This window comes from Ensifer sp. ENS02 (genome assembly GCF_014851885.1).
In the GTDB taxonomy this organism is placed as follows: Bacteria; Pseudomonadota; Alphaproteobacteria; order Rhizobiales; family Rhizobiaceae; genus Ensifer; species Ensifer adhaerens.
Genome location: NZ_JACVAO010000020.1, coordinates 87,164 through 101,683 on the forward strand (window position 1 = coordinate 87,164; position 14,520 = coordinate 101,683).

A 14,520-nucleotide genomic window follows, 5' to 3' on the forward strand; every position below is an offset into this window, starting at 1 on the left:
GGCGAACTCACCCTCGCAGGCGAACCAAAGCCGGCGCTTCGCCCCGGCCGCCGATTTATGTCGTACCCTGCTTACGAACCGCAGACCGGGAGGTCAGGCGAAACTTCTAGCCTTGAAAATGGGAAGGAAGTTTTCGCCCGGCGCCTCCGCCGGTCTTTCCTCGGCTCTTCGGCGATCTCCGCTCAAAAGTCGCCAGTGGCTCGCGGTTTCTGTTACGCCGCCTTATCCGACGACAGGGCGACCACGGTGGCCGGAAACCTCAGCACCCGCGTCGGACGACAGTGCGAGAAAGCGAAGCGCCGACACGAAGCCTATGGCGGCGATAAAGAGGAAGGCGGCGCGAATATCCGGAAGCATATTATGATCGCCTCCTCCCCCGCCCAGATAGGATGCGAAGCGAATGACGGCTGCGGCAACGGCGATGCCAAGCAGTTGGGAGAGTTGCTGCAGCATCGCCGAAATCGTCGTCGCCGCGCTTCGCTGAGCAGGCGGTACATCCGCGAAGGCGATTGTCGTCAGCGCCGTAAACTGCATCGAGCGGGAAAGGCCGCAGGCAATCAGCAGCACCCACATGACAATGCGCGGCGTTTCTCCGTCGACGAATGCGAAGGCACCGATCGTCGTGGCGGCGATCATGCCATTTACGACAAGAAGGCTGCGGAAGCCGAAAAGACGCAGAGCCGGTGTGGTGACGCTCTTCATCAAAAGGTTGCCGAGAAAGTAGACGAAGACCAGCGAGCCCGTCTCCACCGCATTGAAACCCAAACCAACCTGGAAGAGCAGCGGCAGCAGAAATGGCGTCGCATTGACGGCAAGCCGCCCGGCGGTGCCCGCCGAAAGCGTTGCGAAGGCGAAAGTCGGGATCTTCAGCACTGTCATGTCGAGCAGGGGATGCGCAGCGCGCCGCAGATGGCGGACTGCAAAAAAGCCGGCGAAAAGACCGGCGACCAGAAGGCCAAGTGAAGCGGTCCCACCCGAGGATGAACTGGAAAGCTCCAAACCGCCAAGGGTGAGCGCGAGCGCGCCTCCAGTCAGCAAGACGCCGGTCACATCAAAGGGTCGCGCTCCCTCCGCAGGCACGCGCGGCACGAAAAAGGCAACGATCACGACACCGAATATGCCGAGAGGCAGATTGATGAAGAAGTTCCACTCCCAGCCGGCGTGGGTTGTAATCCAGGCACCGATCAGAGGGCCGATAACGGGGGCAATCAGAGCCGGCCAGGTGATGGTGGCGATCGCCCGCACCAATTCCGCCTTCGGTGCATCGCGCAGTACGAGCTGACGCCCAACTGGCGTCATCAGCGCTGCGGACGCACCTTGGAAGAGCCGAGCCACGGTGAATTGACCAAGCGACGCCGAGAAGCCGCAAGCAACGGAGGCGAGCGTGAACAGCGCGATAGCGGCAAGAAAGACCTCTCGCGCGCCAAAACGCTCGGCGAGCCATCCGGCCGGCGGAATAAACACGGCCATCGCAAGAAGATAGGCGGTGAAGCCAATGTTGAGCGTCACCACATCCGTCGCGAAGGCCTTGGACATGGCCGGCAGCGAGGTTGCGATGATCGTGCTGTCGAGCATCTGCATGAAAAAGGCCACCGCCACGACGGCCGGGACGATGCGGGTGCGGTGAAACGGAAGTGGAGAAGAGGAAATGGAGGACATCATTCAAGAAGAAGAGAGGGCGGAGACGCAGGTGCGCCGCCGCCCGAACCTACAGGATCAGTTGCTGGCAGCAACTCTTTTTAGAGCTGCGTCGTAGAAGGAGCGGTCAATCCAGCTCTCATAATTGACTTTACCCTTCAGCAGCCCGGCTTCGGCCATGAAGGCCTCCTCCCCCTGAAGCGCTTTCACTGCCGCATCCGTGATTTCCGGGTCCTGGAAGAACTTTCCATCCGGGTAGGTGGCGCGGACTGCCTTGTCACTGCTGCCTGTCTCCTTGACAAAGATCGTAGTCGTCTCTTCCGGATTGGCGTCGGCCCAGCGGGCAGTCGCAATATCGACAGCCAGCAGACGTGTCACGATTTCAGGATACTTGCGGGCGAATTCACCGTTGACGCTGAGGAGATGTGGAACCGCCCAATCGGGGCTGCCCGACACGCCGGCGTCGAAGATCACCCGCGCTCCGCCCTTTTCAACAAGCGTCTGCACCGGGCCGGTGCTTTCCACGATGGCATCGACGTCACCACGGGCCAGCGCCGGGCCGGAACTGTCGATACCGAGGTTCAGGCTTTCCACGTCCGCGAGGGAAAGACCTGCGGCCTGCAGGGCCTTGGCGAAGGTCGAGTGACGCACCGTGCCTGAGAGATAGGCGACCTTCTTGCCCTTCAGGTCCTCAATCTTCTGGATCGCAGACTCCGGCTTGACGACGATCTGCGTCTCGTTCGAACGGTTCCAGCTCGAAAGGCCGATGAGCTTCACATCGGCCCCGGTCGCCGCCAGACGAAGCGACGGGTTGTTGCCGATATAGGTGAAGTCGATCGCTCCCGAACCGAGCGCAACCGTGGCAGCGGAACCGCCATCGAATGTCGTCAGCTCGATCTTGATGCCGTCCTTGGCGAACTCGTCTTCCAGCAGTTTCTTGTTGCGATAAAGGATGAATTTCAGGTGGCCCGGCGCGGTCGAGCCGATGCGGATGACCTCGGGCTTCGCGTCGTCGGCAAAGGCCGGCGCGGCACCCGCCACCGGCAGGACCGATAGCGCCAAGGCGAGCTTCAACAATGTGCGGCGGAGTGGATTGGCTGTCATGGATGGATCCTTTCGAAATCGCGTGTTCGTTGGAAGAGAGGCTGGGGCTCAGTTCGGGCCGCTTTCGCCGTCGCCGCGCCAGCGGGTGGCGCGTCGTTCCCCAGCGACGAGCAAGTAGTTCAGCAGGAGGCCGATGATCGTCAGCGTCAGGATGCCGGCATACATCCGGTCTGTTTCCAGCATCAGCGACGAATTCTGGATGAGGTAGCCGATGCCGGATTGGGCCGCGAGCATCTCCGCGGCGATGACCGAAAAGAGCGAGGTCTTCACACCAAGCCGAGCGCCCGCGACAATCGAGGGAACGGCCGAGGGCAGAATGACCTTCTTGAAGAGATCCCAGTCGGACGTTCCCATGGAACGCGCTGCCTTCACCAGCAGTGGATCGACCGACTTCACACCGACGATGGTGTTGATCAGCAGGAAGAAGACGGCCGCGTAGAATGTGATGGCGATCTTTGACGCCTCGCCGATGCCGAGCAAAAGGATGAAGACCGGCAGCAGCGCGAACTGCGAGGTATTGCGCAGGGTCTGGACGAGAAAGTCCGAGGCCTTTTCGAAGAGCGGATAGCGCCCCATCAAAAGACCAAGCGGTACGGCGACAACAACGGCAAGCGAAAAGCCGATCGCGGCGCGCTGCAGGCTGATGCCGATGTGGTCAGCAAGCTGACCCGAGGCGATCATCTCCCACAGGACAGAGAGCACCTGGCTGAGTGGCGGGAAGAACAGCGCGTTGATCCAGCCGGCGCGTGGCGCGATCTCCCAGAGAAGCGCGAAGGCGACGAGCGCCGGCAGGCCCAGCGTAATGGTTGAGAAGGCTTCACCGAGAACCGTCGGCGGTTTCTCCGCGGCACGCTTTCGGCGCGATGATAATGTCCGGCGGAGCGGCAGGTTGCGGTCGGCGATCAGACTCATCGGATCCTCCCTTAGTTGGTATAGTTGGATGCGAGCGCCCAATCGCGCTGGGCCTTGACGACCTCGTCACGCAAGCTTTCCCAGACGCGGCCCCGATAGGCATTGAAGGCCGCGTTGTTGCGGATATCGAGGTCGCGCGGGCGCGGCAGGTCAATCTCGACGATTTCCTTGACGCTCGCCGGGCGCGCTGTCATCACGACCACGCGGTCGGCGAGGTAGATCGCCTCGTCGATCGAATGGGTGACAAAGACGACGGTCGTCTTGATCTGTTCCCAAATGCGCAACAGTTCGCTTTGCAGGATGTCGCGCGTCTGGGCGTCAAGAGCCGCGAAGGGCTCGTCCATCAGCAGCACCTGCGGATCGGTGGAGAGCGCCCGGGCGATTGCCACGCGCTGCTGCATGCCGCCGGAAAGCTGCGAGGGGAAGCGGTCTTCGAAGCCCTTGAGGCCGAAGAGATGCAGGAAATGACGTGCCTTCTCGCGACGCTCCGCCGCCGGCACACCACGCACCTCCAGGGCATATTCGATGTTCTGCAGCGCTGTTCGCCAGGGAAAAAGCGCATATTGCTGGAAGACATAGGCGGTGCGGGCATGCGGTTTGGAGACCTCGATGCCGTCGATGCGAGCGACGCCCGAGGTCGCTTCGGTCAATCCGGCAATGACATCGAGCAGCACCGACTTGCCGCTGCCGGACGGCCCGACCAGCGTGATGAATTCGCCGCGTTTGATGGTCAGGTCGACGCCATCCAGCACCGCAATGCGGCTCGAGGCGACACCGTCCACCGTTACGGTCTGGCCCTGTTTGAGCGTAAAGGTCTTGCGCAGCGCGCTGACGGCTATGCGTTCCATGGTCGAACTCCCTTCAAACCTGCGCCACGCGGATGTGACGGGTCGGATCATCTTGCGCGCCGCCGGCGCGGCCGCGGTTCCACCCGAGCGAGCGGGCGTAGGCGCCAAAAAGGTCGCGTTCCAGCACCTCGGCCTCCGCGATGCCTGTTGGTCCGTGCGCCGCCTCGGCGACATAGAGCGCATCCGTCGGACAATAGATTTCGCAGAGAAAACAGGTTTGGCAGTCGTCTTGCCGGGCAATGATCGGCAGACCCGTTTCGTCGCGATCGAAGACGAAGGCGGGACAGATCCGTTCGCAGATATCGCAGCGGATGCAGCGGTCGACGGAGATAACCTCGATCATCGCTCAGCCCTCCCGAACCGTCTCGAAAGCGAGGTCTTCACGCACGGCGCTCACCTGATCGAGCCCGGAGACGACGATGCGGCTCGCCTGCCCGTCGTCCTCGGTCGGAAAGTCACTCCGGCGGTGCACGCCCCGGCTTTCCGTGCGCAAGAGCGCAGCCGCGACCGTCCAGCGGGCGCTCGCCGTAACCGACGCCACCTCTCGTGCGCGAAGTCGGTCGATGCCGACCGCGGGCTTTGCCTGGTTGAGGCCGGCCCACACGCCTTCCAGAATGCGGTGACTTGTCTCCAGGGCGCTGGCCTTGCGCCAATAACTCCTGTCGAGCGGCACGATCTCCTCGTGCACCGCGCGGGCGGCGGCCGCGAGATTGACGTCTTCACGTTCGCCGGCGCCGCGCAAACCCGTCGCGCCGAGCGGCCGCAAGCGCGCCGCATCACGGGACTTTCTGCTGCTCGCATGCCGGGCGGCGCCGTGACCGGCCCACCAGCCGCTGGCAATCGCCCAGGAGGCATTGATGGCCCCGCCACCGGAAACCCCACCCGTCACGTTTTCACGGCTCGCCGCGTCGCCGGCGGCGTAAAGCCCGGTAATGCCGGTGCCACAGTCGGACGAGACGATACGGATACCGCCGGTGCCGCGCACGGTGCCCTCGTATTTGAGGTCGACCCGGAACAGGTGCTCGAAGGGATTGATCCCCATCCGGTCGTAAGGCTGAAAACAGTTCGGCTGGCCACGACGCAGCCAGTCCTGCATCGCGGGTTCGGCAAGATCGAGCCGGGCATAGACCGGGCCGGACAGCAGGGCCTCGGCCACTTGCCGCTCGCCGCCGCCGATACCGTTCGTCACCGGCTCACCGCGGGCGTCGCGCAGCACCTCGCCGTTCTCTCGGTAGAAGGTCGCCCAGCGAAAAGGCAAGCCCTTGTTCAGCGAGGAACCGTGCGGGGCGAGCGTGTATTTGCCGGTGAATTCCATGCCGGAAAGGGACGCGCCGGCCTCTGCGGCGAAGAGATAGCCATCACCGGTGAGCCCCGTGCCACCGAGGATGCGTTCGAAGAAGGCGCAGCCGCCGGTGGCAAGCACGACGGCACCGGCCGATACGGAGAAGCTTGCGCCATTGCGGCGAGAAAGCCCCGCTGCCCCGCCGACATGATGATCGTCGCCAAGCAGTTCCAGGATAGGATGGTGGTCAAGGATCGTGACACCGGCCTTGTGCACACGCTGGCGCATGAAGCGCATGTAGTCAGGACCGCGCAGGTTGGCGATATAGAGGTTGCCATCCTCTTCGCTCGGAAAGGGATAGCCCCATTCGACGAGCTTCAGGAGGTTTTCGTAGGCGCGGTCAGCCGCGCGCAACATCCAGCGACGATCGGCAAGGCCGGCAGTGCGCTTGAAACGCTGCTCGACCGAGGCTGCGCGCCCTTCTCCCGGCGGCACACACCACGTTCCCGTGTTGGACGGAGCCGTGGCACCGCTCGTGCCGTGGTAGCCCTTGTCAGCCAAGACGACGCGCGCGCCGGTCTCGGCAGCGGAAAGCGCCGCCCAGGCGGCGGCGGGGCCCCCACCGACAACCAGCACGTCCGTTTCGATGTGGCGCCCGTCTTCGGTGGGCTGTTCCTTGCGACGCGATGCCATGATGTCCCGGTACAGAAAAGGAAGCGTTGGCCGGCTGTACGGCCGGCCGTTTCACGATTGCGGATCAGGCTGCGGTGGAGAACCAGGACGGTTCGTTGCCAGCCGACCACTTGATGTTGCAGCCGATCGAGGGCACCTGGCCGGCGCCGACAGCTTCGCCCTTCAGGACCGCGTCGACCGCAGCGCGCAGATCCGCACCCGTCACATCCTTGCCGTTGCCGGGCCGGGCTTCGTCGAACTGGCCGTGATAGGCAAGCTTGCGATCTCGGTCATAGAGAAAGAAGTCCGGAGTGCAGGCCGCACCAAAGGCCTTGGCGACACTTTGCGACGCGTCCTTCAGATAGGGGAAGCCATAGCCGTGAGTCTTTGCCTCTACACCAATCCGCTCCAGCGTTTCTTCCGGATGCGCCTTGGCGTCGTTGCTGTTGATCGCGACGACGGCAAGCCCCTGCGTGGCATAGTCGCGCGCAAATTTCGCCAGTTCCTCGCGGATCAACACCACGAAGGGGCAGCGGTTGGAGATGAAGGTGACGAGCAGCGCCGGGCTATCCTTGAACTCGGCCAACGTGAACAGGTTGCCATCGGCATCGGGCAACGTGAAGTCCGCCGCGCGGGCTCCAAGTGTAATGGGATTGGATTCGGTTTTGGGCATGGTATCCTCCTAGCAAGCCAATAGAAATATTACCTCATAAAACACATAGATTTTATAGATATTAATTTTCTCCGGATTGCAGGCCGCGGAGATAATCTTGCTGCGCAAGGACACAAGGCTCGGATTCTCGTTTCGGAGTGGCGGTCTTTTGGCAGCGCGCGCGTCGGTCGATCTCGCGAAATTCTACGGCGCATGAGCGGACAACAATCGGTCCAGGCGCGAACCACGCCCGCGGCCAGGCTCATTTCGCAAAACGAGCAGACGCGTGGCGACTTTCACAGGGGGGGAGCGTGCGGGGCCCCAGGAAGGCCTCCTGACTCTGGCGCTTCAAACATCTATTCGACGAAAATCTTCCACGTCCAGTTCCGAAACCGCGATTATTTTTCTTCTTAATTGGTAGATTTTCTATAATTTAAGGGCGATCTACGCTGTGGAAGGAGAGCGATGTGAGCCTCGACGTCCGCGTGACCGCCAATCAGGATGCACGCCCGAAACACACCCCCTCGGTTGATCTGCCGGCCCCGGCCATTCTTCCCGGTGATCAGGCCCTCTTCTTGAGTGAAGGTATCGGCGGGCTCGACGAAGGAGCGCATTTTCTCGATGCCCTCGCCCCCGACGAATGGACGAGGCTGAGAGCGCAGGGCCGCCAGCTCTCGTTTCGAACGGGTGAAGCAATCTTCAACCAGGGCGACGGGCACGGCGGTATCTTCATCATCGAAGCCGGCGACGTCAGGGTCTTTTATACCGCACCGTCGGGGCGCGAGATCACATTGGCCTACTGGACGAAGGGCCATTTTATCGGCGGCCCGGAAATGACGGGCGGCGGGGTGCACATCTGGTCGGGAGAAGCTCTTAGCGACTCTCGTATCCTCTTCCTTCCCGCGCCAGCGCTGAAGAAGCTGGTCCTCGAGATGCCAAATTTCGCGCTCTGTCTCCTGCAGGGGCTGGCCGCCAAGGGACGGTGCTATTCGGCTATGGCGCAGATGCTGGGCACCCGCTCCGTCATCGAACGCCTTGCCCAGTTCCTGATCAATCTCGGCGATCTGCACGGGGTGCGGGACGGGCGAGCCATCATCATCAACGCGAAGGTCACCCATGACCAGATCGCGGCCATGGTCGGTTCGACCCGCCAATGGGTGACGATGATGATGAAGCGGTTCCAGAAGGACGGACTTGTATCCGTGTCGCCGCGCCACATTCGCATCGAGCGCCCGTATGCCTTGATGGAGATGGTGTCGAAGCGCGGCGCGTGAGATTGCGCTTCGATCGCAAATCAAGCAATCCGGGTCAGCGCCCAGCGCACCGTTTTTCGCACATCCGGATCCGTGTCGGAGGCATGGGCCATCAGCGGCTCGCGCGCCGATGGATCGGCAATCTCGCCGAGCGCTGCCGCGGCCTCCTTGCGGAGCGACGGCAGGTCGCTCGCAAGCTGCGCCGCTATATCGGCCACGGCCGATTGCGCCTTCAGGCTCCCGAGCGCGCCAAGACACTTCTGGCGGACCTGCCAGTAGTCGTCCGCCAATCCCGCAACGAGACCGCCGACGGCAAATGCCTGGCCGATCCTCCCGAGCGATTGCGCCGCGGCCGCCCTCACCTGCCAGACATCGTCCCGTAGCGCCGCAGCAACTGCGGTGGCCGCTGCGACCTGTTTTGTGAACGACAAGGCGTTGACCGCCTCCGCACGGACAGAAGCGTCGGCGTCGCGCGTGGCTGCGATCAATGATGGCAGCGTTTCTTCGAGCTTGAGATAGGCGATCACTCCCAGCGCCTCGGCCCGCACCTGAGCGCTTTCGTCCGACATTGCTTTAAGTGCGGGACCAAGCGCTGCGCGTGAGCGCAGTCCCTTCATTCCGCGAAAACCGGACGCGCGCACAAAAGGGTCCGGATGTGTAGGCAACGAAAGGAGCGCGGGAACCGCAGACGGATCCTTCAACTCGGCAAGGCTGTCCGCCGCAGCAGAAGCCACCGGTCTATCCAGATCAATCAGGAGTTTCGCCAGCCCGCTGGCGGCATCGATCGTGTCGAAATCGCCGAGTGCCATCGCCACCTGAAGGCGCACGGTCGCATCGTTGTCTCCAACCATCGCCAGCAGATGCAGGAGACTGTCCGGCATCGCCGTCTCGGCAAGATCGATGACGGCGAGGCGGCGAACGGCGGGATCCGCATCAGCGAGACGGCCGACAATTTCATCGGCATTGCCGAAATCCTCGAATGGATCGAACGTCGCCATGTCAGCGCAACAGGTAGGGGATGTTGACGGTAACGGCGCCCGTCGGGCAATCCGTCTCACACGGCATGCAATACCAGCATTCGTCGAACTTCATGTAGGCCTTGCCGGTGAGGTCGCTGATACGCAAGACATCGAGCGGGCAAACCTCGACGCAGACGGTGCAGCCCTTGTCGGCGATGCATTTCGCTTCGTCGACGACGACGGGAACTGTGGTGGGGGAAAGTGCAAGCGGCATGGCTCTCCTCGATCAGGCTTGGTTCGAAACGCGCAGACGCTCGTAGGCCGCCCGCTCTTCGGTCTCGATAGGAACGATGTAGGGCTCAATGGCGCGCTTCTCGGAGCTCATGCGGCCATTCATCTTGCGAAGCAGCGTGTGGCAGAACCAGTTCTCGTCGTCCTTTTCGGGATAATCGATCCGGTTGTGATAAAGGCCCCAGCGGCTTTCGGTCCGATAGAGCGATGCATGGGCGGCCATGTCCGCGCAATCGAGGATGGACGACACCTCCAATGACCGCATCAGCTCATGCGCGTTGCGCGCGACGAGGGCTGTCTCAAGGTCGTCCCTGGCCTCGGCCAATCGCGCCTGGCCGATCTGCATCCGAACCGTCACCTTGGGCGGCTGCAGGTAGTCGTTGACGAGGCGCCGCACCTTGTATTCGAGCTGGTTGGGGGGAATTCCGTCGTCACGACGCGTCGGCGCCAGAACGCGCTCGCGCTCGAGCCGCACGAAGTCGGGATCGTAGTCCGGAAGGTCGGTTTCCAATGCCACCTCTGCCGCATGCTCTCCAGCCACCGCCCCGTTTGTGAAGGCTCCGAGCATGTAGTTGTGCGGCACGCTTGCCATGTCGCCGGCAGCATAAAGGCCAGGCACGGTCGTGCGCGCATATTCGTCGACGAAGACGCCTGATGCGCTGTGGCCGGAGCAGAAACCGATCTCGGAAATGTGCATCTCGATCATCTTGTCGCGATAGTCGGTGCCACGCGCCGCATGAAACCGCCCACGGGAGGGGCGCTCGACCCGATGCAGGATGTCTTCGATCTCGCCGACCGTGTCGGGATGGAGATGGTTGAGCTTCAGGAAGACAGGGCCTTTTCCCGATTGCAGCTCATTGTAAAACTCCTGCATCATCTGCCCGGACCAATAGTCACTTTCGATGAACCGCTTGCCCTCGCTGTTGGCGGTGTAGGCGCCGAACGGACCGGCGACGTAAGCGCAGGCGGGACCGTTATAGTCCTTGATCAGCGGATTGATCTGGTAGCATTCGAGGTTCGCGAGCGCCGCCCCGGCATGATAGGCCATGGCATAGCCATCCCCGGAGTTCGTGGGATTCTCGTAGGTGCCGAACAGATAGCCCGAATGCGGCAGGCCGAGCCTACCGGCCGCTCCCATGCACAGGATCACCGCCTTGGCCCGAAGCACGAGAAATTCCGCAGTGCGGGTGTTGACGGCAACGGCACCGGCGATGCGACCATCCTTCGCCGTCAGCAACCGCGTGGCCATGAAGCGGTTGGAAATCAGGATGCGCTCGCGTTTCAGCTGGCGATAGAGCGCCTTCTTGACCGTTTCGCCATTCGGCATCGGCAACACATAAGTGCCGAGGTGATGGACCTTCTTCAGGTCGTAGTCGCCGTTGGCATTCCTCTGGAAGCGGATGCCGAAGCGATCCAGTTCCTGGATGATGTCGTAGCAGCGTGATGCGTAGTTGAAGACCGGCGCCTGATCGACGATGCCATCGTTGGCGATCGTGATTTCCTTCGTGTACTGCTCCGGTGTCGCATAGCCCGGCACGACGGCGTTGTTCAGCCCGTCCATGCCCATCGAGATTGCGCCGGATCGTTTCACGTTGGCTTTTTCCAGCAACACGACGTTCAGCGCAGGGTTCTTCTGCTTCGCCTTCAAGGCCGCCATCGGACCGGCGGTTCCGCCGCCGATCACCAGGACATCGCAGGCAACTTCCGACAGGCCGTCAATAAAATCGTCCATGCTTCTTCCTCAAAACGTAGAGTCGGCGATCGCGCGCAGGTAGGGCCAGGGGTAGATGCCGCGATCATGGCCATCGGAAAAAACCAGCCGGATCGCGTAGGTGCCGATTGGCTCTGCACCGCTGAGTGTGACGGCATCATAGGAACCAGCGCGCCCTTCGATATCCGCGCGCACCTGGCTGGCAGCGCGGCTGCGCGCCCGCAGCACGGTCGCCGGGATATGAGAAACCGCCCCATCGTCCCACGTGACAGCGAGACTGCTGCGTGCAGCATTGACCTTGAGACTGATAGCGATCATGGGCGCTCCTTGATGGTTCGACCATTTTAGGAAGGTGGGGGCCCCGCACACGCAATAAATTGCCTTGGCATTTCGATGGGGACCCTGTCGCAGCCGAACGAGGTCCCCACGAACGCGCGCCAACGCCCGTAAGGCCGGGCGACGAAGCGCACGTCCGCACCCGGCGCCCACGATCGTGGTCGCAAACCCCAACGCTCTCGCCGGCAGTCAAATCGAACGCTACACGGCCTCAAGTATCTGACGCTGCAAATCGACCGCACGGGGGTCAGCCAGCTCCCGCCGCGGACGCTCGAGATCGATGTCGATATCGAGCGCGATTGCCCCTTCCCGCAGCACCACCACACGGTCGGCCAGCGCCACCGCCTCTGCGACGTCGTGGGTGATCAGCACGGTGGTAAAACCTCGACCCGTCCAGATCCCCTCGAGCAGGCGATGCATTTCAATGCGCGTGAGCGCATCGAGCGCGCCGAAAGGTTCATCGAGCAACAGGATCTGCGGCGCACTGACGAGGGCGCGGGCGAGAGCCACGCGCTGACGCTGGCCGCCGGAAAGTACACTCGGCCAATCGTTTTCACGCCCCCCCAACCCCACGTCCGCGAGCGCTCGACGGGCAGTTTCCTGCCAGTTCTGGCCGCGGGCGATGCCGACGTTCTCGATAACCCGCTGCCAGGGAACAAGGCGCGCCTCCTGGAAAAGCAGGCGCACGGACGCAAGGGTGCGGTCAACCTTTTGCCCGGCGATACTGACGCGGCCCGCCGTTGCCGCATCAAGACCGGCGATCAGCCGCAACAAGGTTGATTTGCCGCCACCCGACCTTCCGACGACGGCAAGAAACTGGCCCGCGGGAACTTCCAGGTTGAAACTGTCGAGGACGTTGAGCTGGCCGAAAGACTTTTCGACCCGCGACAGCGAAATCGGGAGACCGCCGTCGCTATCCCTCACATGGGCCTGCAGGGCACTCATTGTCGGCCCCCCTGCTTCAACTGATAGGCCGGATGCCATACGAGAACGCGCTTCTCAATCGAACGGGTCACAACATCAGCGAATTTTCCGAGAAGCGCATAGACGATAATGCCGAGCAGGACGACGTCCGTCTGCAGGAACTCCCGCGCGTTCATCGTCATGTATCCAATGCCGTTCGTCGATGAAATCGTTTCAGCGACGATCAGCGTCAGCCACATGAAACCGAGAGCATAGCGCAGGCCGACCAGGATGGAGGGCAGCGCGCCGGGAAGAATGATGCGGCGGATCAGCGCCCTGCGGTCGAGCCCGTAGACGGACGCCATTTCAACGATCTGAGGGTCGATGGTTCGCACGCCATAGAAGGTGTTGATGTAGATCGGGAAAAAGACGCCGATCGAAACCAGAAAGATCTTGGCGGTTTCATCGATACCGAACCAGAGGATCACGAGCGGGATCAAGGCAAGATGCGGGATGTTGCGCACCATCTGGACGGTGCTGTCGAGGAGGGTTTCGGCCGGTTTCCACAGACCGGTAACGACGCCGGCGACGAAGCCGAGCCCGCCGCCGATCGCAAGGCCTATGAAGGCCCGACGGGTGGAGGCGAGTGTATGGAAAAGAAGCGAGCCATCAAGCAACGACCGCCAGAAGGCCGCAGCAATCGTCGTCGGCGCCGGCATGAGGCGGGCGGTGACGAGACCCGTGCGCGCCGCAATTTCCCAAACGACGAGAAGCGCAAGCGGAAGAGCCCATGGAGCCAGCCCGCTCCACAGGTTCTTCAGATTGGGCCTGCGGGCTTCGCCGGTAGCAATACCGGCTACCGACACGTCCACCATCAGGCACCGCCTTTGCGCACGACGTCCGCGATCGAGATCTTGTTCGGGATCAGGCCGAGTTCGAAGAAGGTATCGGCGATCGTCTGTTGCTGTTTGACGATGCCCTCATCAAGAGCCTTCACGCCGTACGATTGTCGCTGCAGCGCGACGGCCAGCACGTCCGCGGGAATGCCAACGGAAGGCGAAAGTTCGGCGGCCGCGGCGGCCGGATTGGCCTTCGCCCATTCGTCGATCTCTGCAACGGCCTCGATCACCGTATCGACGGCCTCGGGATGGCCGTCCACGAATGGCTTTGCGCCCAGGTAGAACTGGTGGTTGGGTACGATCCCTTCGCCGTTTCGAAGTTCGCGTGCCTCGATCGCGAGCTCGGCTGAGGCCTGGAACGGGTCCCAGATCACCCAGGCATCGACGGCGCCCTGTTCAAAGGCAGCGCGGGCGTCGGCGGGCGGAAGGAAGGAGGTCTTGATGTCGCTATAGTTGAGACCAGCCTCCTCCAGCGCCTTCACCAGGAGGAAGTGCACGTTCGAACCCTTGTTAAGGGCGACGGTCTTACCCTTCAGATCCGAAACCTTCTGGATGGGGCTACCCTTCGGCACGAGGATCGCCTCGCCGCGCGGCGCCGGCGGTTCATGGGCGATATAGACCAGCGGCGCGCCGGCCGCCTGCGCGAAGATCGGCGGCGTTTCTCCCGTCGTACCGAAATCGACTGCGCCGACATTCAAGGCTTCGAGAAGTTGCGGGCCCGCCGGGAATTCTGCCCATGTGACCGTGTAGCCGATCTTCTCCAGCTTCTTCTCCAGAAGACCCTTTCCCTTGAGCAGCACAAGCGTGCCGTATTTCTGGTAGCCAATGCGGATCACTTTGTCGGAGGCTGCTGCGGGAGCGACCTCAAGAAGCGGCACCGTAAACAGGGCCGCAAGCGCTATCGAGAAAAGGCGTCTGGAAATCATCATGACGTTCTCCAATGAAAGAACGCAAGGGGCAGAACGCCTTGAGTTGGCGGCTTTCCTTGGGTTCGGTTTTGTTCTGACCGGCCTTTTTTGCCGATCGGCTCAATGGTCTTCGTTCCGCTGGACAGGGCCGT

At 62.3% G+C, this 14,520-nt stretch carries 15 protein-coding genes; 1 reads left to right on the forward strand and 14 read right to left on the reverse strand.

Annotation, left to right across the window (positions count from 1 at the left end; translation table 11 throughout):
• Positions 1 to 222: 222 nt before the first annotated feature.
• The 7 genes from IB262_RS30435 to IB262_RS30465 form a co-directional block, all read right to left on the reverse strand.
• Complete coding sequence (locus IB262_RS30435; protein WP_060521240.1) at positions 223 to 1,662, reverse strand: MFS transporter; 1,440 nt, start codon at positions 1,660 to 1,662, stop codon at positions 223 to 225.
• A 54-nt stretch (positions 1,663 to 1,716) separates the two neighbouring features.
• Positions 1,717 to 2,742: an aliphatic sulfonate ABC transporter substrate-binding protein gene (locus tag IB262_RS30440; RefSeq protein WP_060521241.1), complete on the reverse strand. Its 1,026-nt coding sequence runs from the start codon at positions 2,740 to 2,742 to the stop codon at positions 1,717 to 1,719.
• A 48-nt stretch (positions 2,743 to 2,790) separates the two neighbouring features.
• Positions 2,791 to 3,654 (reverse strand): ABC transporter permease, encoded by an 864-nt coding sequence (locus tag IB262_RS30445; protein ID WP_060521242.1) that lies wholly within the window; start codon positions 3,652 to 3,654, stop codon positions 2,791 to 2,793.
• An 11-nt stretch (positions 3,655 to 3,665) separates the two neighbouring features.
• Positions 3,666 to 4,502 carry an ABC transporter ATP-binding protein gene (locus IB262_RS30450; protein ID WP_060521243.1) on the reverse strand — a complete coding sequence of 279 codons (837 nt, stop codon included), beginning with the start codon at positions 4,500 to 4,502 and terminating at the stop codon, positions 3,666 to 3,668.
• Positions 4,503 to 4,515: 13 nt separating this feature from the next.
• Entirely contained in the window at positions 4,516 to 4,845 is a 330-nt protein-coding gene (locus tag IB262_RS30455) for a ferredoxin family protein (protein WP_034791661.1), read from the reverse strand.
• Between the two features lie 3 nt (positions 4,846 to 4,848).
• On the reverse strand, positions 4,849 to 6,477 hold the full coding sequence (locus IB262_RS30460) for an FAD-binding protein (protein ID WP_110819026.1): 1,629 nt from the start codon (positions 6,475 to 6,477) through the stop codon (positions 4,849 to 4,851).
• 64 nt (positions 6,478 to 6,541) lie between these two features.
• Positions 6,542 to 7,129 carry a thioredoxin family protein gene (locus tag IB262_RS30465; RefSeq protein WP_192494114.1) on the reverse strand — a complete coding sequence of 196 codons (588 nt, stop codon included), beginning with the start codon at positions 7,127 to 7,129 and terminating at the stop codon, positions 6,542 to 6,544.
• A 512-nt stretch (positions 7,130 to 7,641) separates the two neighbouring features.
• On the opposite strand from IB262_RS30465, the gene IB262_RS30470 reads away from it, so the two are divergent.
• Positions 7,642 to 8,382 carry a Crp/Fnr family transcriptional regulator gene (locus IB262_RS30470; protein WP_181432597.1) on the forward strand — a complete coding sequence of 247 codons (741 nt, stop codon included), beginning with the start codon at positions 7,642 to 7,644 and terminating at the stop codon, positions 8,380 to 8,382.
• A gap of 20 nt (positions 8,383 to 8,402) precedes the next feature.
• Here the strand turns inward: IB262_RS30470 and IB262_RS30475 are convergent, their stop codons facing one another.
• The 7 genes from IB262_RS30475 to IB262_RS30505 all read right to left on the reverse strand — a co-directional run bounded on the left by IB262_RS30475 (position 8,403) and on the right by IB262_RS30505 (position 14,389).
• On the reverse strand, positions 8,403 to 9,359 hold the full coding sequence (locus IB262_RS30475) for a HEAT repeat domain-containing protein (RefSeq protein ID WP_110819023.1): 957 nt from the start codon (positions 9,357 to 9,359) through the stop codon (positions 8,403 to 8,405).
• A 1-nt stretch (position 9,360) separates the two neighbouring features.
• Positions 9,361 to 9,594, reverse strand: coding sequence for a ferredoxin family protein (locus IB262_RS30480; protein WP_034791614.1), 234 nt, complete (start codon positions 9,592 to 9,594; stop codon positions 9,361 to 9,363).
• Positions 9,595 to 9,606: 12 nt separating this feature from the next.
• Positions 9,607 to 11,343 carry a fumarate reductase/succinate dehydrogenase flavoprotein subunit gene (locus tag IB262_RS30485; RefSeq protein WP_060521247.1) on the reverse strand — a complete coding sequence of 579 codons (1,737 nt, stop codon included), beginning with the start codon at positions 11,341 to 11,343 and terminating at the stop codon, positions 9,607 to 9,609.
• 9 nt (positions 11,344 to 11,352) lie between these two features.
• Positions 11,353 to 11,640, reverse strand: coding sequence for a DUF971 domain-containing protein (locus IB262_RS30490; protein WP_034791608.1), 288 nt, complete (start codon positions 11,638 to 11,640; stop codon positions 11,353 to 11,355).
• 219 nt (positions 11,641 to 11,859) lie between these two features.
• Complete coding sequence (locus IB262_RS30495; protein WP_060521248.1) at positions 11,860 to 12,603, reverse strand: ATP-binding cassette domain-containing protein; 744 nt, start codon at positions 12,601 to 12,603, stop codon at positions 11,860 to 11,862.
• Positions 12,600 to 13,436: an ABC transporter permease subunit gene (locus IB262_RS30500; protein ID WP_051659223.1), complete on the reverse strand. Its 837-nt coding sequence runs from the start codon at positions 13,434 to 13,436 to the stop codon at positions 12,600 to 12,602. Before IB262_RS30500 ends, IB262_RS30495 begins: the two co-directional genes overlap by 4 nt.
• Positions 13,436 to 14,389, reverse strand: coding sequence for a sulfonate ABC transporter substrate-binding protein (locus IB262_RS30505; protein WP_110819022.1), 954 nt, complete (start codon positions 14,387 to 14,389; stop codon positions 13,436 to 13,438). Before IB262_RS30505 ends, IB262_RS30500 begins: the two co-directional genes overlap by 1 nt.
• Positions 14,390 to 14,520 lie beyond the last annotated feature (131 nt).